21 protein-coding genes and 1 riboswitch are annotated in these 21,029 nt (G+C 73.9%); of the genes, 10 read left to right on the plus strand and 11 right to left on the minus strand.

Going from position 1 to position 21,029, the window contains the following annotated elements:
* Window positions 1–156: 156 nt before the first annotated feature.
* Window positions 157–1,842: a DNA repair helicase XPB gene (locus O2W15_RS04055; RefSeq protein ID WP_269161490.1), complete on the plus strand. Its 1,686-nt coding sequence runs from the start codon at window positions 157–159 to the stop codon at window positions 1,840–1,842.
* A gap of 120 nt (window positions 1,843–1,962) precedes the next feature.
* Here the strand turns inward: O2W15_RS04055 and O2W15_RS04060 are convergent, their stop codons facing one another.
* Window positions 1,963–3,183, minus strand: a complete 1,221-nt coding sequence (locus tag O2W15_RS04060; protein ID WP_269178462.1) for an aminotransferase-like domain-containing protein — start codon at window positions 3,181–3,183, stop codon at window positions 1,963–1,965.
* A 110-nt stretch (window positions 3,184–3,293) separates the two neighbouring features.
* Window positions 3,294–3,461 carry a hypothetical protein gene (locus tag O2W15_RS04065; protein ID WP_269178463.1) on the minus strand — a complete coding sequence of 56 codons (168 nt, stop codon included), beginning with the start codon at window positions 3,459–3,461 and terminating at the stop codon, window positions 3,294–3,296.
* A gap of 226 nt (window positions 3,462–3,687) precedes the next feature.
* Here O2W15_RS04065 and O2W15_RS04070 point away from each other — a divergent pair, with 226 nt between their 5' ends.
* A complete protein-coding gene (locus O2W15_RS04070) occupies window positions 3,688–5,463 on the plus strand; it encodes a DEAD/DEAH box helicase (RefSeq protein WP_269178464.1) in 1,776 nt (591 codons plus the stop codon).
* Window positions 5,464–5,724: 261 nt separating this feature from the next.
* Window positions 5,725–6,069, plus strand: coding sequence for a PspC domain-containing protein (locus O2W15_RS04075; protein ID WP_269178465.1), 345 nt, complete (start codon window positions 5,725–5,727; stop codon window positions 6,067–6,069).
* Between the two features lie 53 nt (window positions 6,070–6,122).
* Here O2W15_RS04075 and O2W15_RS04080 read toward each other — a convergent pair whose 3' ends face one another.
* The 4 genes from O2W15_RS04080 to O2W15_RS04095 form a co-directional block, all read right to left on the minus strand.
* Window positions 6,123–9,095, minus strand: coding sequence for a helix-turn-helix transcriptional regulator (locus tag O2W15_RS04080; protein ID WP_269178466.1), 2,973 nt, complete (start codon window positions 9,093–9,095; stop codon window positions 6,123–6,125).
* Window positions 9,096–9,139: 44 nt separating this feature from the next.
* Window positions 9,140–9,271 carry a hypothetical protein gene (locus O2W15_RS04085; RefSeq protein ID WP_269165780.1) on the minus strand — a complete coding sequence of 44 codons (132 nt, stop codon included), beginning with the start codon at window positions 9,269–9,271 and terminating at the stop codon, window positions 9,140–9,142.
* Window positions 9,272–9,404: 133 nt separating this feature from the next.
* Window positions 9,405–9,914: a DUF7282 domain-containing protein gene (locus O2W15_RS04090; protein ID WP_269178467.1), complete on the minus strand. Its 510-nt coding sequence runs from the start codon at window positions 9,912–9,914 to the stop codon at window positions 9,405–9,407.
* Window positions 9,915–9,964: 50 nt separating this feature from the next.
* On the minus strand, window positions 9,965–10,117 hold the full coding sequence (locus O2W15_RS04095) for a hypothetical protein (RefSeq protein ID WP_269178468.1): 153 nt from the start codon (window positions 10,115–10,117) through the stop codon (window positions 9,965–9,967).
* A gap of 168 nt (window positions 10,118–10,285) precedes the next feature.
* On the opposite strand from O2W15_RS04095, the gene O2W15_RS04100 reads away from it, so the two are divergent.
* From O2W15_RS04100 to O2W15_RS04110, 3 genes are all read left to right on the plus strand, one after another.
* Window positions 10,286–11,707, plus strand: a complete 1,422-nt coding sequence (locus tag O2W15_RS04100) for a glucose-6-phosphate dehydrogenase (protein ID WP_269178469.1) — start codon at window positions 10,286–10,288, stop codon at window positions 11,705–11,707.
* Between the two features lie 290 nt (window positions 11,708–11,997).
* Window positions 11,998–12,624 (plus strand): HD domain-containing protein, encoded by a 627-nt coding sequence (locus O2W15_RS04105; protein ID WP_269178470.1) that lies wholly within the window; start codon window positions 11,998–12,000, stop codon window positions 12,622–12,624.
* Between the two features lie 118 nt (window positions 12,625–12,742).
* Complete coding sequence (locus O2W15_RS04110) at window positions 12,743–12,979, plus strand: DUF6458 family protein (RefSeq protein WP_269178471.1); 237 nt, start codon at window positions 12,743–12,745, stop codon at window positions 12,977–12,979.
* Here O2W15_RS04110 and O2W15_RS04115 read toward each other — a convergent pair.
* The gene (locus O2W15_RS04115; protein ID WP_269178472.1) at window positions 12,976–13,251 is read right to left on the minus strand and encodes a DUF4031 domain-containing protein; all 276 of its coding nucleotides are present in this window, start codon (window positions 13,249–13,251) and stop codon (window positions 12,976–12,978) included. The two genes, O2W15_RS04110 and O2W15_RS04115, sit on opposite strands and share 4 nt — an antisense overlap.
* A 31-nt stretch (window positions 13,252–13,282) precedes the next feature.
* Between O2W15_RS04115 and O2W15_RS04120 the strand changes: the two genes are divergently transcribed.
* Window positions 13,283–14,278: a Gfo/Idh/MocA family protein gene (locus O2W15_RS04120; protein ID WP_269178473.1), complete on the plus strand. Its 996-nt coding sequence runs from the start codon at window positions 13,283–13,285 to the stop codon at window positions 14,276–14,278.
* Here O2W15_RS04120 and O2W15_RS04125 read toward each other — a convergent pair.
* Complete coding sequence (locus O2W15_RS04125) at window positions 14,236–15,090, minus strand: DUF72 domain-containing protein (RefSeq protein ID WP_269178474.1); 855 nt, start codon at window positions 15,088–15,090, stop codon at window positions 14,236–14,238. The genes O2W15_RS04120 and O2W15_RS04125 overlap by 43 nt on opposite strands.
* Window positions 15,091–15,114: 24 nt before the next feature.
* Between O2W15_RS04125 and O2W15_RS04130 the strand changes: the two genes are divergently transcribed.
* On the plus strand, window positions 15,115–15,522 hold the full coding sequence (locus O2W15_RS04130) for a VOC family protein (RefSeq protein WP_269161475.1): 408 nt from the start codon (window positions 15,115–15,117) through the stop codon (window positions 15,520–15,522).
* Window positions 15,519–16,154 carry a hypothetical protein gene (locus O2W15_RS04135; protein WP_269178475.1) on the plus strand — a complete coding sequence of 212 codons (636 nt, stop codon included), beginning with the start codon at window positions 15,519–15,521 and terminating at the stop codon, window positions 16,152–16,154. The genes O2W15_RS04130 and O2W15_RS04135 overlap by 4 nt, the downstream gene beginning before the upstream one ends.
* Before the next feature lie 234 nt (window positions 16,155–16,388).
* Here O2W15_RS04135 and groL read toward each other — a convergent pair whose 3' ends face one another.
* From groL to thrC, 3 genes are all read right to left on the minus strand, one after another.
* The gene (gene groL / locus O2W15_RS04140) at window positions 16,389–18,020 is read right to left on the minus strand and encodes a chaperonin GroEL (protein ID WP_036334655.1); all 1,632 of its coding nucleotides are present in this window, start codon (window positions 18,018–18,020) and stop codon (window positions 16,389–16,391) included.
* Between the two features lie 264 nt (window positions 18,021–18,284).
* Window positions 18,285–18,485 (minus strand): cold-shock protein, encoded by a 201-nt coding sequence (locus O2W15_RS04145; RefSeq protein ID WP_036334654.1) that lies wholly within the window; start codon window positions 18,483–18,485, stop codon window positions 18,285–18,287.
* A gap of 205 nt (window positions 18,486–18,690) precedes the next feature.
* Window positions 18,691–19,992 carry a threonine synthase gene (gene thrC / locus O2W15_RS04150; RefSeq protein WP_269161473.1) on the minus strand — a complete coding sequence of 434 codons (1,302 nt, stop codon included), beginning with the start codon at window positions 19,990–19,992 and terminating at the stop codon, window positions 18,691–18,693.
* 12 nt (window positions 19,993–20,004) lie between these two features.
* A riboswitch (SAM riboswitch) is annotated at window positions 20,005–20,133 on the minus strand.
* Window positions 20,134–20,192: 59 nt separating this feature from the next.
* Here thrC and O2W15_RS04155 point away from each other — a divergent pair.
* Complete coding sequence (locus O2W15_RS04155) at window positions 20,193–21,017, plus strand: HAD family hydrolase (RefSeq protein WP_269178476.1); 825 nt, start codon at window positions 20,193–20,195, stop codon at window positions 21,015–21,017.
* The last annotated feature ends 12 nt before the right edge of the window (window positions 21,018–21,029 follow it).

Below are 21,029 nucleotides of genomic sequence, written 5' to 3' on the forward strand. Positions count from 1 at the left end.
TGCGCTCTGCACGTGCTGCACCGCGTGCGAAGGACTCGGAGAGCGTGCAATGCGGCCCACATCCCGGCGCGGAAGGGGACCTCGTCCTCCGGCGTTACCGTGGACAGTCCGGCGCGCACGTCTGCGCCGGAGCCCCCGAACAGAGGATGCGCACGCGTGAGTGACGGCCCCCTGATCGTCCAGTCGGACAAGACGCTGCTGCTCGAGGTCGACCACCCGTCGTCCAAGGAGTGCCGGGCGGCGATCGCCCCGTTCGCCGAGCTGGAGCGCTCCCCCGAGCACGTGCACACCTACCGGGTCACCCCGCTGGCGCTGTGGAACGCCCGCGCCGCCGGCCACGACGCCGAGCAGGTCGTCGACGCGCTGGTCCGGTACTCGCGCTACCCGGTGCCGCACGCCCTGCTGGTCGACATCGCCGACACGATGGACCGCTACGGCCGGCTGACCCTGGCCAACCACCCGGTGCACGGGCTGACGCTGACCACCACCGACAAGGCCGTGCTGGAGGAGGTCGTCCGCAGCAAGCGGGTGGCCCCCATGCTCGGCGCGCGCATCGACGCCGACTCGGTCGTCGTCCACCCCTCCGAGCGGGGCCGGCTCAAGCAGGCGCTGCTGAAGATCGGCTGGCCGGCCGAGGACCTCGCCGGCTACGTCGACGGGCAGGCCCACCCGATCGAGCTCGACCAGTCCGACTGGCACCTGCGCGACTACCAGCAGCAGGCCGTCGACGGCTTCTGGGCCGGCGGCTCGGGCGTCGTCGTGCTGCCCTGTGGCGCCGGGAAGACCCTGGTCGGCGCCGCGGCGATGGCCGAGGCCAAGGCGACCACGCTGATCCTGGTCACCAACACCGTCTCCGGCCGGCAGTGGAAGCGCGAGCTCATCGCCCGCACCACGCTGACCGAGGAGGAGATCGGCGAGTACTCCGGGGAGCGCAAGGAGATCCGGCCGGTCACCATCGCCACCTACCAGGTGATCACGACGCGCCGGAAGGGCGAGTACCGGCACCTGGACCTCTTCGACGCCCAGGACTGGGGCCTGATCGTCTACGACGAGGTGCACCTGCTCCCCGCGCCGATCTTCCGGCTCACCGCCGACCTGCAGTCCCGGCGCCGGCTGGGCCTGACCGCGACGCTGGTGCGCGAGGACGGGCGCGAGGACGACGTCTTCTCCCTGATCGGGCCCAAGCGCTACGACGCCCCGTGGCGGGACATCGAGGCGCAGGGGCACATCGCGCCGGCCGAGTGCGTCGAGGTGCGGGTCAGCCTGGACGACGAGGAGCGGATGACCTACGCGGTCGCCGAGCCCGAGGAGCGCTACCGGATCGCGGCGACCGCGCAGTCGAAGCTGCCGGTGATCCGCCGGGTGCTGGAGCGTCACCCCGACGAGCCGTCCCTGGTGATCGGCGCCTACCTGGACCAGCTGGAGGAGCTGGGCGCTGCCCTCGACGCCCCGGTGATCCAGGGGTCGACGACGAACAAGGAGCGGGAGCGGCTGTTCCAGGCCTTCCGGACCGGCGAGATCCGCACCCTCGTCGTCTCCAAGGTCGCGAACTTCTCCATCGACCTGCCCGAGGCCGCGGTCGCGGTGCAGGTGTCTGGCACGTTCGGCTCCCGGCAGGAGGAGGCCCAGCGGCTCGGCCGGGTGCTGCGCCCCAAGGCCGACGGCCGGCAGGCGCACTTCTACACCGTGGTCAGCCGGGACACGCTGGACAGCGAGTACGCCGCGCACCGGCAGCGGTTCCTGGCCGAGCAGGGCTACGCGTACACGATCGTGGACGCCGCCGACCTGGCCGGACCGGGCGAGGTCAACGGCCCCGACTGGGTCGACGAGCCCGCCGACTGAACGAGGACCCCCTCGCGCCGCTCGGGCCGGCCCCTGCGAGGGGGCCGCATCGAGGAACGCCCCGTTGCCGGGACCCCGTCACGGGACCCAGCAACGGGGCGTTCCCCATCGGCCGCGGCCTCAGCAGCCGCGCAGGACGGTGCCCAGCCGGGTCATGCCCTCGGCGATCCGCTCCGGCGTGTGCGTGGTGAACGACAGCCGCAGCGTGGCTCGGTCCGGGACGCCGGCGTAGAACGCGGCCCCCGGCACGAACGCGACGTCGGCGGCGAGGGCCCGGGGCAGCAGCTCGGCGGTGTCCACGCCGCGGGGCAGCCGGACCCAGACGAACATGCCGCCGTCCGGCTCGGTCCAGGTGCTGCCCGCCGGCAGGGCCGCCGGCAGCGCGTCCACCATCGCGTCCCGGCGCCGCCGGTAGGCGCTCCGCAGCCGGGCGAGGTGGGTCTCCACGTCGGCCGTGCCGAACCAGGCCGCCGCGGCCGCCTGGTCGATGGTCGAGGTGTGCAGGTCGGCCGCCTGCTTGGCGACGGTCAGCGCCGGCAGCAGCCGGGACGGCGCCCGCAGCCAGCCCAGCCGCAGCCCGGGAGCGGCGATCTTGGAGAAGCTGCCCACGTGGACGACGTGGCCGTCGGCGCCCGGCTGGGCGGCGAGCGGTGCGACGTCGGAACCCCGGTAGCGCAGCTCGCCGTAGGGGTCGTCCTCGACCAGCCAGACCCCGTGCCGCGCGGTGAGTGCGACGACCTCCGCGCGACGCTCGACGGGCATGGTCCGGCCGGTCGGGTTGGCGAACGTCGGGACCAGGTAGACCAGCGCCGGCCGCTCCCGCCGGATCGCCTCCTCCAGCGCGTCCGGGTCCATGCCGTCCCCGTCGGTGGCCACCGGCACGACCCGGGCGCCGGCCAGCTGGAAGCACTGCAGCGCGGCCAGGTACGTCGGGTCCTCGACCAGCACGACCGCCCCCGGGTCGACCAGCGCGGTCGCCAGCAGGGTGAGGGCCTGCTGCGAGCCCGAGGTGACCAGCAGGTCGTCGACGGAGCTGAACATGCCGCGCGCCGTCATCCGGCCGGCCACCCGGGCCCGCAGGCCGCGGTCGCCCTCGGTCGGGGCGTACTGCAGGGCGCGACGGGCGTTCGGGCTCCAGAGCACGGCGTCGTAGGCGGCGCGGACGCCGTCCAGGTCGAACAGCTCGGGGGCGGGCAGGCCACCGGCGAAGGAGATGACCTGCGGCCGGTCGAGCAGGGCCAGCAGCTCGCGGACCGGGGAACTGGCGACCCCGGTCAGCCGCTGGGCGAGCGCGGGGACGGGCGGGGCGAGGACGGGCGGGGCGAGGACGGCAGCAGACACGAGGGCTCCAGGAGGCGCGGCGCAGCGAGGGGAAGGCGGCGCTGGGGGGCGGGGGGTGTCCCGCCCGGATCCGCGCCGAGGGGCCTCCTGGTCAAGGGGCCGCCCCCACCTTACGACGCGCCGGGCGCCTCCGTCAGCGTCAGGGACATGAGCAGCTCGTCACGCCGGTCGTCCGGGGTGACCTGGAGGGCACCGGGCCAGCGGCCGGCCCGCACCTGGTCCGTCACCGCCCGCGGAGAGGTCGGCCCGGACAGGGACGGGCCGGTCCGATCGGTCACCGCGGTGTCTCCCAGGGCCGCCGGGTCACCTGGGGGCGACGGGGCGGGCGGGGCGTGACGAGCCGGTCCGACCCGAGCATGACGAGCACCACAACCAGCTGGCCAGGACGGCGAACGTGCAGCTCAGCGGCCCGGCGGCCGAGCCCCATACGCCCTGCCGGAGGGGGCGCGCCGCAGGCACCCGGTTGGGCGTGTTGCTCCCCCGCCGACCAGAATGGGCCCCGACATGGCGACTGCGATACAGGCGGCGGCCCGGGCCCCGCAGACGAACAGCCGACCGCTCCGGGCCTGGCAGCAGGCGGCCCTCGGCAAGTACGAGGAGGAGTCCCCGAAGGACTTCCTGGTCACCGCGACCCCGGGTGCCGGGAAGACCACGTTCGCGCTGACCCTGGCCGCCCGGTTGCTCGCCAAGCGCGAGGTCGCCCGGGTGATCGTGGTCTGCCCGACCGACCACCTGCGCATGCAGTGGGCCGACGCCGCCGATGCGATGGGCATCGCGCTCGACCCGAACCTGACCAACGCCGTCGGCCCGGTGCGCGCCGGCACGCAGGGCTACGTGACCACCTACGCCCAGGTGGCCGGCAAGCCGATGCTGCACTCGGCGCGGGCGACCACGGTCAAGACGCTGGTGATCCTGGACGAGGTGCACCACGCCGGCGACGGCCTGTCCTGGGGTGAGGCGGTCGAGGAGGCCTACGGCCGCGCCGCCCGCCGGCTCTGCCTGACCGGGACGCCGTTCCGCACGAAGGCCGACGAGCGCATCCCGTTCGTGAAGTACGTGGAGGACGGGTTCGAGGGCCAGGGCGGCCTCATGTCGACGGCCGACTTCACCTACGGCTACAAGGAGGCGCTGGCCGACAGCGTCGTCCGCCCCGTCGTCTTCGCCGCCTACACCGGCACGTCGCGGTGGCGGAACTCCGCCGGCGAGGTCGTCGCCGCGTCGCTGAGCGAGGCCGGCACCCGGTCGGTGGAGATGCAGGCGTGGCGCACCGCGCTGGACCCCAAGGGCCAGTGGGTGCCGCACGTGATAGCCGCGATGGACGACCGGATCACCCACCTCCGCGAGGAGGGCGGCATGCCCGACGCCGCCGGCCTGGTGCTGGCCAGCGACCAGGACGACGCCCGCGAGTACGCGAAGATCGTGCGCCGGGTGACCGGCAAGGCACCGGAGCTGATCCTCTCCGACGACCCCAAGGCGTCGAAGAAGATCGAGAAGTTCAACAAGGGCGGCGCCCGGATCGCGGTCTGCGTGCGGATGGTCTCCGAGGGCGTCGACGTCCCGCGCGCCGCCGTCCTGGCCTGGATGACCTCCTACCGGACGCCGCTGTTCTTCGCCCAGGCCGTCGGCCGCGTCGTGCGTGCCCGCGCGCCGCACGAGTCGGCGACCGTCTTCCTCCCTGCCGTGCGCCCGCTGCTGTCGCTGGCCGCGTCGATGGAGGAGCAGCGCAACCACGTCATGCCGCCGCCGAAGAGCCAGCCCGACGAGGAGCTGGAGGCGCTCGACCTGCCGCCGCGGGAGCCGCGCGAGGGCGAGATGAAGCAGTGGGAGGCGCTGGAGGCCGACGCCCGGTTCGCGCACGTGCTGCACAGCGGGACGGCGCACACCGGCGAGGGCACCGGCGCCGTCACGCCGCTGGAGGCCGACGCGGAGGACTACCTGGGCATCCCTGGGCTGCTGACGCCGGCGCAGACCGCCGAACTGCTGTCCAAGCGGGACGACGAACTGCGCATCCGGATCGCCGCCTCGCACGCCCGCGGGGACGACGACTTCATGGTCGTCGAGGACCACCCCGAGGAAGAGGAGGCCGGCCGCTCCTGGCGCGACGCGGCCGAGCTGCGCCGGGAGATCAACCGGCTGGTCAACCGGGTCGCGGCGAAGACCTCGCAGCCGCAGGCCGTGGTGCACACCCAGCTCCGCCAGTCCGTGCCCGGCCCCCCGTCGGCCTCGGCGTCGGTCGACGTCCTCCGCGCCCGCCGCGAGCGCCTCCGCACCATGCTCTGAGGTCGCGTCCTCCGCAGTCCGGGCAAGTCCCCGCTGCCGCCACCGAGTGACAGCTGAGCGGGGATCCCAGAGCCGGGAAGCCCGCTCTGCTGTCACTCGACGCAGATCGGCGGGGCGACGGGGCGGATCGAGCAGCGGCAGACGGGAGGACGCCGGCACGGCCGGGTCGCCCCGCACCCCGCGACCCTGAGCTGCAGGACCAGGGGCGGATCCGGGGGTTCCCCGATGCCGGCGGGACGCCGCCGGGCGCAGGCTCGTGTCATGACCGAGAACGTCCAGAACGCCACCGTCCAGACCGAGACCCCGACCCCCACCCCGGGCACCGACAACGTGCGCCCGCCGTTGCGACGGAGCCGCAGCGACCTCTGGCTCGGCGGCGTCAGTGGCGGGCTGGCCCGGCACACCGGGATCGACGTGCTGCTCTGGCGGGCCGGCTTCGCCGCGCTGGTGCTGGCCGGCGGGTCGGGGGTGGCCCTCTACCTGGTGCTCTGGCTGCTGATGCCGGCCGCGCCCGCCGGCCCCACCGACCGCACGAACGTGCTCGACGAGTGGGTCGAGCGGCTCCGCGCCCGCTTCACCCGGCCGAACACGGACATCGCGCGTTGATCATCGGCGAACGGCTGGGTGACACGCCGCCGGGCGCAGCCGTTCGCCGATGATCAACTGTGGGAGGGGAGCAGGCCGCGGGCGGCGGCGAGGGCGACCGCCTCGGTGCGACTGGAGGCGCCGAGCTTGGCCAGGATGTTGCTGACGTGCACGCTGGCGGTCTTCTCGCTGATGAAGAGCTCCGCACCGACCTGCCGGTTGGTGCGGCCCCGCGCGACCAGCGCCAGCACCTCCGTCTCGCGCGGGGTGAACACGGTGGTCGCCACGGTCAGCACGCCGGGGAGCTCCAGCCGCCCACGGCGGGCCAGCGCCTCGATCGCCGTCCGCAGCGGCACCGCCCCCAGCTCCACGGCCACCTCGTGCGCAGCCGCCAGCTCGGCGGCGGCGCCGGGGCGGTCGTCGAGGGTGAGCAGCGCCTCGGCCAGCCGGAACCGGGAGCGCGCCTGCTCGTACACGTGCCCGTACCCGAACTCCGCGACCGCCTGCCGCCAGAGCTCCACCGCGGTCTCGCCGCGCACCCGGGCCAGTTCGGCCGCCAGCCGCGTGCCCCAGGCGCGCGCCTCGATCCCGAACGGGTACTGCACCTCGGCCGCCGACCGGCCGATCTCGGCCAGCTCCGCGGCCTCCGCGACCCAGCGGGCCACGGCCGTCTCGTCCCCGGACCGGCGGGCGGAGGTGGCTGCGTCGGCGACCGCCGCCAGCGCGGTGGCCACCAGCCGCACCGAGGCGAGCCGCTCCTCCCCCCACAGCTCCCGCAGCCGGCCATCGGCCCAGCGGGCCCGCTCCCCGGCCGTCGCCGCGTCCCCGGCCTGGCCGGCCAGCTCGATCTCCGCCGCCACCGTGGCCAGCATCAACAGCACGTGGTTGTCCCAGCGGGCGGCCGGCCCCTGGGCCCAGCCCAGCCGCTCGGAGGCACGCGGGTCGCCCCGCCCGACCAGCACCAGGAGCCCGTCGGCGCGCACGTGCGCGGCCATGTCGGGCACCCGGGCCAGCGCGTCGGCGGCGGCCAGGCTGCCGTCCCAGTCGCCGAGGACGTACCGGGTCAGCACCTCCAGGTGCCGGAGTTCGGCGCCGTAGAACGACCACTCGACGCCCAGCGCCCGGGCCCGGGCCAGCCCTGCCGTGGCGTGCTCCAGCGCCTCGGCCACCTCGCCGGCGTCGTGCGCGGTGACCGCCTGGCTGAACCACACCCGCATCTCGACGTCGGCGTCACCGGACCGCTGCGCCCGCGCCCGGGCCTCCGCGAAGCGCGCCCGGACGGCGACCCGGTCACCGGTGCCCGAGCCACGGACCAGCGAGACGGCGGTGTCGGCCCACGCGCTGTCCAGCCCCAGGGCGTCCGCGGCAGCCAGTGCCTCCTCCGCCGCTGCGTCCGCCTCGGCGACCAGCCCCATGCTGTAGCTGGTGCGGGCATGGGTCGCCGCCGCCCAGGTGCGCACCACCGAGGGCGGCTGGGCCGGGACCAGCTGCATCGCCGCGCTGCTCTCCCGATGGGCCTCGGCCGCCTCCTCGATCCGGCCCAGCACCTGCGCCGCCGTGTAGTGCACCCGCGCCCGCGCCTCCGGGTCACCGTCGGCGCCCAGCAGCTCCTGGGCCGAGCGGAGCAGCGCCACGGCCCGGTGCAGGTCACCGACCGCGCGGGCCGCCGCCGCGGTGTCCAGCAGCACCGCCCACTGCGAGCGGCCGGCCCGCTCGGGTGCATCGGGCACCGCCGTCCACAGCGCGAGCACCGCCTCCAGGTGCTGCAGCTGCTCGGCCGGTGCGCCCACCCGGCGGGCGGCGTCCGCGGCCTCGAGCGACGCGCTCAGCGCACCGGGCAGGTCGTTGCTCTCCCGCAGGTGGTGGGCCCGTTCGGCCGCCGTGCCCGCCTCCGGCCGGGTGGCCAGGTGCGCGGCGACGGCGGCGTGCAGCCGGACCCGCTCCCCGGGCAGCAGGTCGGCCAGCACGGCCTCCCGCAGCAGCGCGTGCCGGAACCGGTAGCGGCCGTCGTCGGAGACGACCAGCAGGTGGTGGTGCACCGCCTCGGCCAGCGCCTGCTCGGTCTCCTCCGGGCTCTTCCAGGAGACGGCGGCCACCAGCTCGTGCCGCACCTGGCGACCGGCGACGGCCGCCACCCGCAGCACCTGCTGAGCAGCCGGGCTCACCTGCTCGACCCGGGCCAGCAGGACGTCGGACAGCCCACCCGGGAGGACCTCGCCCGCCCGCCCCGCGGCGACCAGCTCCTCGGCGTAGAAGGCGTTGCCCTCGGCCCGGGCGACGACGTCCTCGACGGACGCCCCACCGGCGTCGGCGGCCAGCCGGCGGACCAGCTCCTCCACCTCGGCGTCGGGCAACGGGTCGAGCTGCAGCCGCTCGACACCGGGCAGCCGGACCAGCTCGGCCAGCAGCGGACGCAGCGGGTGCCGGCGGTGCAGGTCGTCGGCGCGGTAGGAGGCGATGATCGTGACCGGTTCGTCGACCTGCCGGTCGACCAGCCGGGCCAGCAGGTAGCGCAGCAGGTCCCGGCTGGACCGGTCGGCCCAGTGCAGGTCCTCCAGCACCACCACGAGCGGCTGCTGGGCGGCCAGGTCGCCCAGCAGGGCGGCCACCGACTCGAACAGCTGCAGGCGTCCGTCGTCGTCCGGCGGGCGCAGCGCCGATCGCGGCAGCGAGCGGCCGAGGTCGGCAGCCGCGCTGTCGGACACCTCGGCGCCGGGCCGACCGGTGAGCGGGCCGGCCAGCACCGGGTGGCGGGCGAGCACCGGCGCCAGCTCCGGGTCGGCGACCACCGGCCGCAGCAGGTCGACGAAGGGCAGGTACGGCAGCCCGACGTCGCCGAGGTCGACGCAGTGCCCGGTGAGCACCCGGGCACCGCGCGCGGTGGCCTGGCGGCCCAGCTCGTCGAGCAGCCGGGTCTTGCCGACCCCCGCGTCACCGGCGACCAGGACGGCGGACGGGCGCCCCTCGACCGCCCGGTCGACGTGCATCATCAGCCGGGCCAGTTCGTCGGCCCGGCCGATGAGCGGGGGTTCCTCCCAGCGCGGCACGGCGCCGATCGTGGCAGAGACCACCGACAGCGACGCCGGGCCGTTCAGCGGGGCCGCCGCCGGGTGCCGAACCAGGAGCCGCGGCGGCTCCCGTCGCGCCGGGACGCCGCCCGGACCAGCTCCTGCCGGTAGGCGAGCTCTGCTTCCAGTGCCGGGTTCGGGTAGTGCATCGCCATGACCGTCTCCTCGTGTCGTCCGGGTCGAACGAGGAGAACGGTCGTCCTGAGGGGGTGCCCGGCACATCGGTCGACCACGCAGTCCCGGGCCGCCCCGGGACCGGCCGGCGTCTGAGGGGCCTCAGGTGGACGGTCAGCCCACCGTGTACTCGGCGTCCTCCTCGACGACGTCGTCGACGTCGGCGATGTCGTCGTCGGTGGCGTCCACCGGTGCGGGCACCGGCTCGTCGACGTCGGGGTCGAACTCCCCATCGGCGTCGGTGTCCGCGTAGAGGGTGACGGTCAGGTCGGTGTCCGCGGTCAGCGCCGGGTCCAGGTCGACCTCGACGTCGGAGGTCGTGCCCACCTGCACCTGCGTGGAGCCGAGCACCTCGTCCCCGGCGCTGACGACGACGAACCCGCCGCCGGGTGCGTTGACCGTGCCGACGACCACGCGGTCACCGTCGCCGGTCTGGTCCTCGAACTCCAGGTCGGCCATGGTGCCGCTGCCGGACTCCCCGCCCGGCGCCATCGTCGTCTCCCCCGCGGTGGCCGGCGACGACGCCGGTGCGTCACCGGCCGGCGCGCCCTCGCCGTCCCCGCAGGCGGACAGCAGGAGGACGGCGACGGGGAGGGCCCACCGGGCCCGGCGGTACGAGGTCATGCCTGGCTGGTGCCCCTGGCCGCATCGGGTCACACGCCGCGAGCGCCAGATCACGGCGCGGCGTCGCCGGTGGCCGCCGGGCTCGTCGTCTGCTCGGCTTCGGTGCTGCCCGGTGTCTCGGCGAAGGTCGTGGTGACCGCGGGGACGGGCTCGACCTCGTCGTCCTGGCCACAGCCGGTCAGCAACAGTGCGGTCGCACCCACGGAACAAAGCAGCGCTGCGCGTGGTCTCATGCAAGGCAGATGCCCATGGCGCGGGTGCGCCTACACGCGCCGTGGGCACACGACCAGGACACCGTGCACCGGCGCACGGGCCGACGAGGACCGAGCGACCGCCCCGCGGAGCTCGGCCCGTGCCCGAGAGGAGCCCCCGTGCCTGACACCGGGACGACGAACGACCTGACCCCGACCGTCTTCGTGCTCTACGGCGCGACCGGCGACCTGGCCCGCCGGATGGTGCTGCCCGCCTTCTTCGAGCTCGCGCAGCACGGGCTGCTGCCCGACGACTGGCGGCTCATCGGCAGCGGCCGCGGCGAGCGCACCGACGAGGAGTTCGTCGAGCACGTGCGCGGCGCCCTCGAGGAGTTCGGGCCGGACCCGGAGCAGGGCCCGTGGGAGGAGTTCTGCGGCCGGCTGCGGTTCGCCGGTGGCGGCTTCACCGCCAACGACCCCGGGCAGCTCGTCGACGCCGTGGCCGAAGCCCGGAAGGAGCTCGGCGAGGACGCCCAGCTGGTGCACTACCTCTCGCTGCCGCCCAAGGCCTTCACCGACTACACCCACGCCCTCGGCGCGCACGGGCTGGCCGAGGGCTCCCGGGTCGTCTACGAGAAGCCCTTCGGCGACTCCCCGGAGGGCTTCCGCGAGCTCGACGGCGTCGTGCACTCGGTGTTCGACGAGGAGCAGGTCTTCCGGATCGACCACTTCCTGGGCAAGGAGGGCACCCAGGACCTGCACGTGGCGCGGTTCGCCAACGGGCTGTTCGAGCACATCTGGAGCCGCGAGCACGTGGCCCAGGTGCAGATCGACGTCCCCGAGGACCTCGACGTCGCCGACCGCGCCGACTTCTACGACGCCACCGGCGCGACGCTGGACATGCTGGTCACCCACCTGTTCCAGGTGGCCGCCGAGGTGGCCATGGAGCCGCCGGTCAGCTTCTCCGCCGACGACATCCTCTCCGCGCGTGAGTCGGTGCTGAAGCACTTCCGCCCGCTCGCGCCGGAGGACGTGGTCCTGGGGCAGTTCGAGGGCTACCGGGAGCTGGACGGCGTGCCCGACGACAGCCAGACCGACACCTTCGTGGCGGCCAAGCTGTTCATCGACTCCGGCCGGTGGCGCGGCGTGCCGTTCCTGCTGCGCACCGGCAAGCGGCTGGCGGACAAGCAGCAGCGGGTCAGCCTGGTGCTGCACCGCCCGAAGGGCCCGGTCCACGAGGTGCCGCCGAACGGGAACGTGATCTCGCTGTCCCTGGCCGGTGCCGGTCAGCTCGACGTGGACATCATGGCCAAGCGCCCCGGCCCGGACCTGGCGATGGCCCCGGCGCGGGTCTCCCTGGACCTGTCGAAGGTGCCCGGTGGCCGGCCGCTGGCGCCCTACGTCTCCCTCATCCACGACGTGCTGGTCGGCGACCGCTCGCTGTTCACCACCAGCGAGGGCCTGGCCCAGACCTGGCGGGCCCTGCAGCCGGTGCTGGACCACCGCCCCGAGGTGCACTCCTACGCCCCGGGTTCGTGGGGTCCGGTGGCGGCGAACGCGCTGGCCGGCGAGCACGGCTGGCTGCTGGGCGAGACCGAGTAGGAGAACGCAGAACGGCCCCTCTCCGTCGAAGGAGAGGGGCCGTTCTCGCGTGGTGGGTCCGGACCGGGCGCTGGTCGCCTCGCGGCGGTTTGCACATCCGCGGCTCCAGCCCCCGACCGGAGTCGGAGCGGTATTCCACGGCGGCAGTTATCTAGTGGAGCCCGGGGACACAGGTCGCCCGGCCCGGACGTCGTCCACCGTACCCGCGCCCTCCGGCCCGACACACGTGGCGAGGCCCTCAGTCCGGACGACTGGCCAGGCCGGCCCGACGGCGTGCCAGACTCCGGCGCATGAGCGGGGTGGACTTCGACGCGTGGACGGCGCTGGTCGACGACTCCCCCACCTCGCGCACCGAGTGGGCCGCCGTCATCGGCGCCTGGTCCGAGCCGCACCGCAGCTACCACGACCTCGCGCACCTGGCGGCGGTGCTCGGCATCGTCGACGAGCTGGCCGGGCACGCCGCCGACCCGGTCGCCGTCCGGCTGGCCGCCTGGTACCACGACATCGCCTACGACCCGCAGCGCAGCGACAACGAGGAGGTCAGCGCCGCGCGGGCGCGGATCGGGCTGCTCGGGCTGGTGGACGACGCCACGGTCGCCGAGGTCGAGCGGCTGGTGCTGCTGACCGCCGGGCACGACCCCGAGCCGGACGACGCCAACGGCGCGGTGCTCTGCGACGCCGACCTCGCCGTGCTGGCCAGCCCCCCGGCGGCCTACGCCGGCTACGCCTCCGCGGTGCGCGCCGAGTACGGCCACCTCTCCGACGACGAGTTCACCACCGGCCGGATCGCCGTGCTGGAGCAGCTGCTGGCCCTGCCGGAGCTCTTCCGGGTGCCCGTGGCGGCCGAGCGGTGGACCGAGCTCGCCCGGGCCAACCTGACCGCCGAGCTCACCCTGCTGCGCGCGCGCTCGGCCTGACCCGATCGGGTGACGAGGGAGTCGCGCGTACCCGTCCGGTGACCCAGAGTTGCCCGGCGACCCGTCATCGTCCCGATGACCCCCGCAGGGGACCGGTCGCCAGACAGAGGAGCTCCTCATGCGTCTCGGAACCGGCATCTTCCTGCTCGCCATCGGCGCCGTCCTCACCTTCGCGGTGAGTGCGCAGGTCAGCGGCATCGACCTCGACGTCGTCGGCTGGATCCTGATGGCCGCCGGTGCCCTGGCCATCGTCGTCGAGCTGGCCGTGTGGGCTCCGCGCCGTCGGCGCGTGGTGCGCACCGAGGGCCACGAGGGCGAGCCGGTCCGCCGGTCCACCACGGAGGAGACCTACTAGGACGAGGCGGCCCGGGTCTTCCTGACCCGCAGGCCGGCGGCGAGCAGCCGCTGCAGCAGCTCCCGGCAGTCCACCGGCTCCGCACCGGCGGCGACCGCCCGCGCGTAGAGCTCCTCCGGGACGTCGTAGTGGTCACCCTGGAACGCCCGGCGCGGGATCTCCAGGTGCTGCTGGACGAAGGCGTGCAGCTCGTCGTAGTCGGTGTCGCTCACCAGGTGCGACCACCGCCGCCCCCGCCACGGCCACACGGGGGTGTCGATCAGCAGTGCCACCCCGACAGTGTGCCCCGGCTACGGTCAGGGCGTGACTGAGGAGATCCGCTGGGGAGTCGTCGGGCCGGGCCGCATCGCCGAGCAGGTGGTGAAGGACTTCGCGCACGTCGACGGCGCGCGGGCGGTCGCCGTCGCCTCCCGCTCGCTGGACCGCGCGCAGGCCTTCGCCGGTCGGCACGGGATCGAGCGGTCGCACGGCTCCTACGCCGAGATCCTGGCCGACCCGGACGTCGACGTCCTGTACATCGCCACCCCGCACCCGCAGCACCACGCCGTCTCGCTCGGGGCGATCCGGGCCGGCAAGGCACTGCTGGTGGAGAAGTCGTTCACCGCGACCGTCGCCGGGGCCACGGAGGTGGTCGACGCAGCACGCGCGTCCGGCGTCTTCGCGATGGAGGCGATGTGGACCCGGTTCCAGCCGGCCGTCGTCCGGGCGCGGGAGCTGATCGCCGAGGGCGCCATCGGTGAGGTGCGCTCCGTGCAGGCCGACCTGGGCGTGTCCCGCGAGTTCGACCCCACCGACCGACTGTTCGCCAAGGAGCTCGGCGGCGGCGCCCTCCTCGACCTCGGCGTCTACGTCGTCTCCTTCGCCCAGATGCTGCTCGGTGACCCGGACACCGTGACCGCCACCGGTTCGCTGTTCGAGACGGGCGTCGACGCCGAGGCCTCGCTGCTGCTCGGCTACGCCGACGGCCGCTCGGCCGCCCTGATGACCTCGCTGCGCAACGCCCTGCCCGGGCAGGCCCGGGTGTTCGGGACGGCGGGCTGGATCGACGTCCTCCCCCGCTTCCACCACCCGCAGACGATCGTGCTGCACCGGGCCGGGGCGGACGCGCAGGAGATCACCCTCCCGCAGCTCGGTGGCGGCTACTCCCACGAGCTGATCGAGGTCACCGAGTGCCTGCGGGCCGGGCGGACCGAGAGCACCGTCATGCCGCTGGCGGACACCCTGGCCGTGCAGTCGGTGCTCGAGCAGGCCGCCGGTCAGCTGGGCGTGACCTTCGCCGAGGACCCGGCCGCCCTCTGACGGCTGGGCGTCCTCGGCGCCTTGGGCGGCGGCTTGGGCGGCCAGGCCGCGCCGCTGGCCTGGGCCATGGTCGGCACCCGGGTGTGCGTACCGCCGGTGGCCCGGACGGCGTCGGCAAAGGTGACCGCGTCGACGGTGGCCGCACCGCCGGGGTCGTTGTTGAAGTAGACGAGCACGTCGTCGTCGCCGTAGGTCTCCGCCAGCCGCTGCGCCCACAGCTGCAGCGTCTCCGGCCGGTAGCCCCAGCCGTCGGCTCCGGTGTGCAGCCGCAGGTAGCCCCACTCGGCGGTGCGCCACAGCGGTGCGATCGGCTGCTCGGCGCGGTCGGCCCAGCACAGCGCGGCCTGGTACCGCTCGAGCAGGCCGCGGACCTCGTCGGTCCACCAGCTCTCGTGCCGGGGCTCCACCGCGACCCGGGTGCCCGCCGGGAACTGGCCGAGGCACTCGCTGAGCAGTTCGACGTCGGCCTTCAGCGTGGGCGGCAGCTGCAGCAGGACGACGTCCAGCCGGTCGCCCAGGCCGGCCACACGGTCCATCAGCCGGGCCACCGGCTCGGCCGGCTCGCGCAGCCGCTTGAGGTGGGTGAGGAAGCGGGAGGCCTTCACCGCCCACCGGTAGTCCGGCGGGGTGCGGTCCCGCCACCGCTCGAACGTGGCCTTCTCGGGCAGCCGGTAGAAGGCGTTGTTGCTCTCGACGGTGGCGAAGTGCTCGGCGTGGTGCTCCAGCCAGAGTCGTTGCGGCAGCACCGGCGGGTAGAAGCGGCCGCGCCAGTCGCGGTACTGCCAGCCCGAGGTCCCGATCACCACCGTCACCGCAGCCGCCTACCCTCCTCGGCCATGAGCGACTCCCCCGCGCGTTTCAAGGACCTGTGCCTCGACGCCGTGGACCACCAGGCGCTGGCCGACTGGTGGTGCACGGCGATGGGCTACGTCCGCCGTGACGACGTCGAGCCCGACGAGGAGGGCTGGGTCCGGCCGACGGACTGGCCGGTGCCGATCGTCGACCGGTCCGGCGCTGGTCCGCTGATCTGGGTCGTGCCGGTGCCCGAGGGCAAGACGGTGAAGAACCGCATGCACCACGACGTCGTCGGCGACACCGCGGCGCTCCTGGCCCACGGGGCCACCCTGGTCCGCCACCGGGACGCCGGACCGGACGACGAGCCCGACGCCGGGACCATCGACTGGGACGTGCTGGCCGACCCCGAGGGCAACGAGTTCTGCTGCTTCGCCCCGAACCGGACGTGAGCGACCAGCTGCCCGACCTGGCCGCCACCCGGCTGGCGGCGCTGTGCCTGAACCGGCGCGGCCGTCCCCGGGGTCTCACGTTCGACGACCACGTGGTGCGCGGCGGGCTGATCCTCGACCTGGCGGTCTGCGGGGCCCTGACCCTGACCGACGACGCGGTGGAGATGGACCACGAGCGGGCGGCCGCGATCGGCCTGGCCGACGTCGCCGCGCAGGCCGACGAGGGCGACGGCTCGCTGCAGGACTGGCTGGACTGGGGTGCGCTGGGCTTCGACGAATGGGTCGGCCGGCTGGTGCAGGCCGGGGTCTGGCGGCTGCTCCCGTGGTCGCCGCTACGGCCGTTCCGCAGCTACGACGACGGCGACCCGGCGCGCACGGAGGCCGACCGGGCCCGGGGCCGGACCGGCGAGCCCGACGCGGGTGCGAGTCAGCAGACGCTCGCCGTCCTGGCGGTGGGCAAGGTCAGCGCGCTGAGCGGGAAGCTCGGCCAGCCGCCGTCCTGGGTGCTGGCCGGCCTCGGTGAGGCTCAGTGGGCCGGCGAGCTGGTCGTGGAGCGGCTCACCGAGCTGCGGACCCGGATGCGCACCAACGGCCATGACCTCGACGGCCCCGCGATCGGCGACCCGGGCTAGCTGCGGCCGAGCACCCAGGACGGCGGCGGGTCGATCGGCCGAGCCGGCCCCACGACGACCACGGGCTGAGGGCTGCCTCCGCTGGCGGGAGGCAGCCCTCAGCCCGTGGTGATCACCGGCCGGCAGCCGTCGCCGGGCCGGGGAACGCCGACAGGGGCGGCCCGCCGAAGCGGACCGCCCCTGCCGGGCAGTGCTGGTGGTGCAGTGCTCAGCGGGACGCCGAGCGGTGTGGACTCAGAAGTCCATGCCGCCCATGCCGCCGTCGCCGCCACCGGCCATGGCCGGGGCGTTCTTCTCCGGCTTGTCGGCGATGACGGCCTCGGTGGTGAGGAAGAGCGCCGCGATGGAGGCGGCGTTCTGCAGCGCCGAGCGGGTGACCTTGGCCGGGTCGATGATGCCGGCCGCGATCAGGTCCACGTACTCGCCGGTGGCGGCGTTGAGGCCCCAGCCGGTCTCGGAGTTGCGGACCTTCTCCGCCACGACGCCGCCCTCGAGGCCGGCGTTGATGGCGATCTGCTTCAGCGGGGCCTCGAGCGCGACGCGCACGATGTTGGCACCGGTCGCCTCGTCACCCTCGAGCTCGAGCTTGTCGAACGCGACGGCCGTGGCCTGCGCGAGAGCGACGCCACCACCGGCGACGATGCCCTCCTCGACGGCGGCCTTGGCGTTGCGCACCGCGTCCTCGATGCGGTGCTTGCGCTCCTTGAGCTCGACCTCGGTCGCGGCGCCGGCCTTGATGACGGCGACGCCACCGGCCAGCTTGGCCAGGCGCTCCTGCAGCTTCTCGCGGTCGTAGTCGGAGTCCGACTTCTCGATCTCGGCGCGGATCTGGTTGACGCGACCCTGGATCTGGTCGGCGTCACCCGAGCCCTCGATGATGGTCGTCTCGTCCTTGGTGGTGACGAACTTGCGCGCCCGGCCCAGCAGCGACAGGTCGGCGGTGTCCAGCTTGAGGCCGACCTCCTCGCTGATGACCTGACCACCGGTGAGGATCGCGATGTCGCCCAGCATGGCCTTGCGACGGTCGCCGAAGCCGGGGGCCTTGACGGCGACCGACTTGAAGGTGCCGCGGATCTTGTTGACCACCAGGGTCGCGAGGGCCTCGCCCTCGACGTCCTCGGCGATGATCGCCAGCGGCTTGCCGGACTGCATGACCTTCTCCAGCAGCGGGAGCAGGTCCTTGACCGTCGAGATCTTGCTGTTGACGACCAGGATGTACGGGTCGTCGAGCACGGTCTCCATGCGGTCGGTGTCGGTCACGAAGTAGGCCGACAGGTGACCCTTGTCGAAGCGCATGCCCTCGGTGAGCTCGAGCTCGAGGCCGAAGGTGTTGCTCTCCTCGACGGTGATGACACCTTCCTTGCCGACCTTGTCCATCGCCTCGGCGATGAGCTCGCCGATGGCGGGGTCAGCGGCGGAGATCGAGGCGGTGGCCGCGATCTGCTCCTTGGTCTCGACGTCCTTGGCGGTCGAGAGGAGGTACTCCGAGACCGAGGCGACGGCCTTCTCGATGCCCTTCTTCAGGGCCATCGGGTTGGCGCCGGCGGCGACGTTGCGCAGCCCCTCGCGGACGAGGGCCTGGGCGAGCACGGTGGCGGTGGTGGTGCCGTCACCCGCGACGTCGTCGGTCTTCTTGGCGACCTCCTTGACCAGCTCGGCCCCGATCTTCTCGTACGGGTCCTCGAGCTCGATCTCCTTGGCGATGCTCACACCATCGTTGGTGATGGTGGGGGCGCCCCACTTCTTCTCCAGGACGACGTTGCGGCCCTTGGGGCCAAGCGTCACCTTGACGGCGTCGGCGAGGGTGTTCATGCCCCGCTCGAGTCCGCGGCGCGCCTCTTCGTCGAACGCGATCATCTTGGCCATGTGGTGATGTCCTCCATGCGTGGATCGCTGGCTGGTCAGGTCCGGCGCCCGCGACGGACGACACCGGTTCTGCGAACGCTCCTGCGGTCCGCGTCCCGGTGCCTCACCGTTCCGACCTGGCTGGCACTCGGGTAGCCCGAGTGCCAGCCCAAAGTCTGGCACTCGACCCAGGCGAGTGCAAGAAGGGGGGTCGGCGGCCCCGGGCCCAGGACGCAGCGAGGCCCGGCCCCCGACCGGGGACCGGGCCTCGTGGTGCTGACCGGTTCAGGCGCTCTGGACGGCGTCCGCCTGCGGGCCCTTGTCGCCCTGGACGACCTCGAAGCTGACCCGCTGGCCCTCTTCGAGGCTCTTGTACCCGTCCATCTGGATGGCCGAGTAGTGGACGAAGACGTCCTGGCCGCCGTCGACGGCGATGAAGCCGAAGCCCTTCTCGGCGTTGAACCACTTCACGGTGCCCTGTGCCACGTGTGCTCCCACGTTTCATGCGGCGGACGGCCCCTTGAGACTCGAGGGGCCGGGTCTCGCTCTTCCGCCCGCCGAACACGAACGTGGAACTCGAACCGCGCGGAACGGTACAGCAGGGGGTGTCCCAGGTCACGGTCCTGACCACGCCATACACCCGTCCGGGTGCTGCCGCGGCGGCGTCCCGTGCCCCGGCAGGGGCCCTCCCTCAGGCGATGAGGCCGGCCTCGCGCAGCGACTTCAGCGACGGCTGCACGTGGTGCGAGGGGCCGACCACCGGCAGCAGGGGGTCGAGGGTCTTCAGCCCCTCGCCGGTGTTGAGGACGACGACCTCCTGCGTGGGGTCGATCAGCCCCTTCTCCACCAGCTGCCGCAGCACCGCGGTGGTCACCCCGCCGGCGGTCTCGGCGAACACACCGGTCGTGCGGGCCAGGTCCCGGATGCCCTGCACGATCTCGTCGTCCCCGACCCGGCCGACCGAGCCGCCGGTGCGCCGGATGGCGTCCAGCGCGTACGGGCCGTCCGCCGGGTTGCCGATGTTCAGCGACTTGGCGATGCCGGTGGGCTTGACCGGCTTGACGACGTCCCAGCCGTTGTCGAACGCGGTGGCGATCGGGTCGCAGCCGGCGGACTGGGCGCCGAAGACCTTCCACTCGGTGTCGGCGACGATGCCGGCCGCGACCAGCTCCCGCCAGGCCTTGTCGACCTTGGTGAGCAGCGAGCCGGACGCCATCGGGATGACCACCTGGGCCGGGATCCGCCAGCCCAGCTGCTCGGCGATCTCGTAGCCCATCGTCTTGGAACCCTCGGCGTAGTACGGCCGGACGTTCTGGTTGACGAAGGCGGTGTCCTCGAACTCGTCGGTCTCGGCGAGCTCGCTGGTCAGCCGGTTGACGTCGTCGTAGGACCCCTCGACGGCCACCAGGGCCTGGCCGTACACCGCCGACTGGGTGATCTTGCCGGGCTCGAGGTCGCTGGGGACGAACACGAAGGAGGGCAGCCCCATCCGCGCGGCGTGCGCGGCGACGGAGTTGGCCAGGTTGCCGGTGGAGGCGCAGGCGATCTTCGTGTAGCCGAAGCTCTTGGCCGCGGTGGCGGCCAGGCTCACCACCCGGTCCTTGAAGGAGTGGGTCGGGTTGGCCGAGTCGTCCTTCACCCAGAGCCCACCGGTGAGACCGAGCTCGGCGGCCAGTCGGTCGGCGCGCACCAGCGGGGTCATGCCCGGGTCGAGGCTGACCCGGGAGGCCGGGTCGTGCCCCACCGGGAGCAGGGCGACGTACCGCCAGATGTTCTGCGGCCCGGCCTCGATCTCCTCGCGGGTCACCGCGCGCATGAGCTCGGGGTCGTAGTCGACCTCGAGCGGGCCGAAGCACTCCGCGCAGGCGTGCTCGGCGATGAGCCCGAAGGTGGCGCCGCAGTTGCGACAGACCAGGCCACGGGCCGGGTTGGGGGTGATCTGTCCACCGGCGGTGGAGTCTGCCTGGGCGGAACCGGGAGCGGTCAGGGTCATTCGACGACTACCTCCTCATCTTCCCCGCGCCGGGCCGTCGAGCCGCGCGGGACGGAATTGGCACCTCACGCTGCGCATACGCGCAGACCGCGGTTGCCGGGGCTTCAACGGGCCGTGTCCCTCTGCCCCTCTGGATGAGTGGAACGCACATCACTCTACCCGGGGGCCGCCCGCCCGCGACGCACCGCCAGGATGGGCCGGTGGCCACCCGCATCGTCTACACCGACCTGGACGGCACCATGGTGGGGCCGCGCGGCTCCTTCTGGCACACCGCCGACCGCGAGCTGACCGCCTCCCCCGCCGCTGCGCTGCTCGAACTGCACCGGGCCGGTGTCGCGTTGGTGCTGGTCAGCGGCCGCACCCACGCCCAGCTGCTGGAGGCCGGGCGGATCTTCGCCGTCGACGGCGCGATCGCCGAGCTGGGCTCGCTGGTCAGCTGGCACGGCGGCCGGGAGACCCACCTGCTCACCGGCGACCTGCCCGAGCAGTTCGCCGGCCGGACGCCGATGGACGTGCTCGCCGAGCTCGGCATCGTCGACGCGCTGGTCGCCGCGCACCGCGGCCGGCTGGAGTGGCACGAGCCCTGGCACGCGACCCACTCCGCCGACGCCCTGCTGCGCGGCCGGGTGGACGCTGCGGCGGTCGACGTCTGGCTGGCCGAGCGCGGGTGGGGCTGGCTGACGCTGAACGACAACGGTGCGGTCCCGGCCACCGCCCGGATGACGCTGGACGCCGAGGCCCTGCCGCCGCACGTCTACCACCTGATGCCGCGCGGGATCTCCAAGGGCGCCGCGATCACCTGGGACCTCGCGCGCCGCGGCCTGAACGCCTCCGATGCCGTGGCCGTCGGCGACAGCGTGAGCGACCTGGAGATGGCCCCGGCCGTCGGCCGACTGTGGGTGACCGCGAACGGGGCGGCCGTGGACGGCATGGCGGCCCGGCTCGACGCCGTCCCCAACGCCGTCGTCACCGACGCCCCGATGGGCGAGGGCTGGGCCCAGGCGGTGCTGGCCTCTCTCGGCTAGCGCGCCGCGTCG

Source organism: Modestobacter sp. VKM Ac-2979 (genome assembly GCF_026967995.1).
Taxonomy (GTDB): Bacteria; Actinomycetota; Actinomycetes; order Mycobacteriales; family Geodermatophilaceae; genus Modestobacter.

Bases quoted from the DNA above. Each gene is read 5' to 3' on its own strand.
- groL (WP_036334655.1), bottom strand. From the start codon at position 18,020: ATGGCCAAGATGATCGCGTTCGACGAAGAGGCGCGCCGCGGACTCGAG.
- O2W15_RS04075 (WP_269178465.1), top strand. From the start codon at position 5,725: ATGACCGAGAACGTCCAGAACGCCACCGTCCAGACCGAGACCCCGACC.
- thrC (WP_269161473.1), bottom strand. From the start codon at position 19,992: ATGACCCTGACCGCTCCCGGTTCCGCCCAGGCAGACTCCACCGCCGGT.
- O2W15_RS04070 (WP_269178464.1), top strand. From the start codon at position 3,688: ATGGCGACTGCGATACAGGCGGCGGCCCGGGCCCCGCAGACGAACAGC.
- O2W15_RS04085 (WP_269165780.1), bottom strand. From the start codon at position 9,271: ATGGCGATGCACTACCCGAACCCGGCACTGGAAGCAGAGCTCGCCTAC.
- O2W15_RS04130 (WP_269161475.1), top strand. From the start codon at position 15,115: ATGAGCGACTCCCCCGCGCGTTTCAAGGACCTGTGCCTCGACGCCGTG.
- O2W15_RS04090 (WP_269178467.1), bottom strand. From the start codon at position 9,914: ATGACCTCGTACCGCCGGGCCCGGTGGGCCCTCCCCGTCGCCGTCCTC.
- O2W15_RS04110 (WP_269178471.1), top strand. From the start codon at position 12,743: ATGCGTCTCGGAACCGGCATCTTCCTGCTCGCCATCGGCGCCGTCCTC.
- O2W15_RS04105 (WP_269178470.1), top strand. From the start codon at position 11,998: ATGAGCGGGGTGGACTTCGACGCGTGGACGGCGCTGGTCGACGACTCC.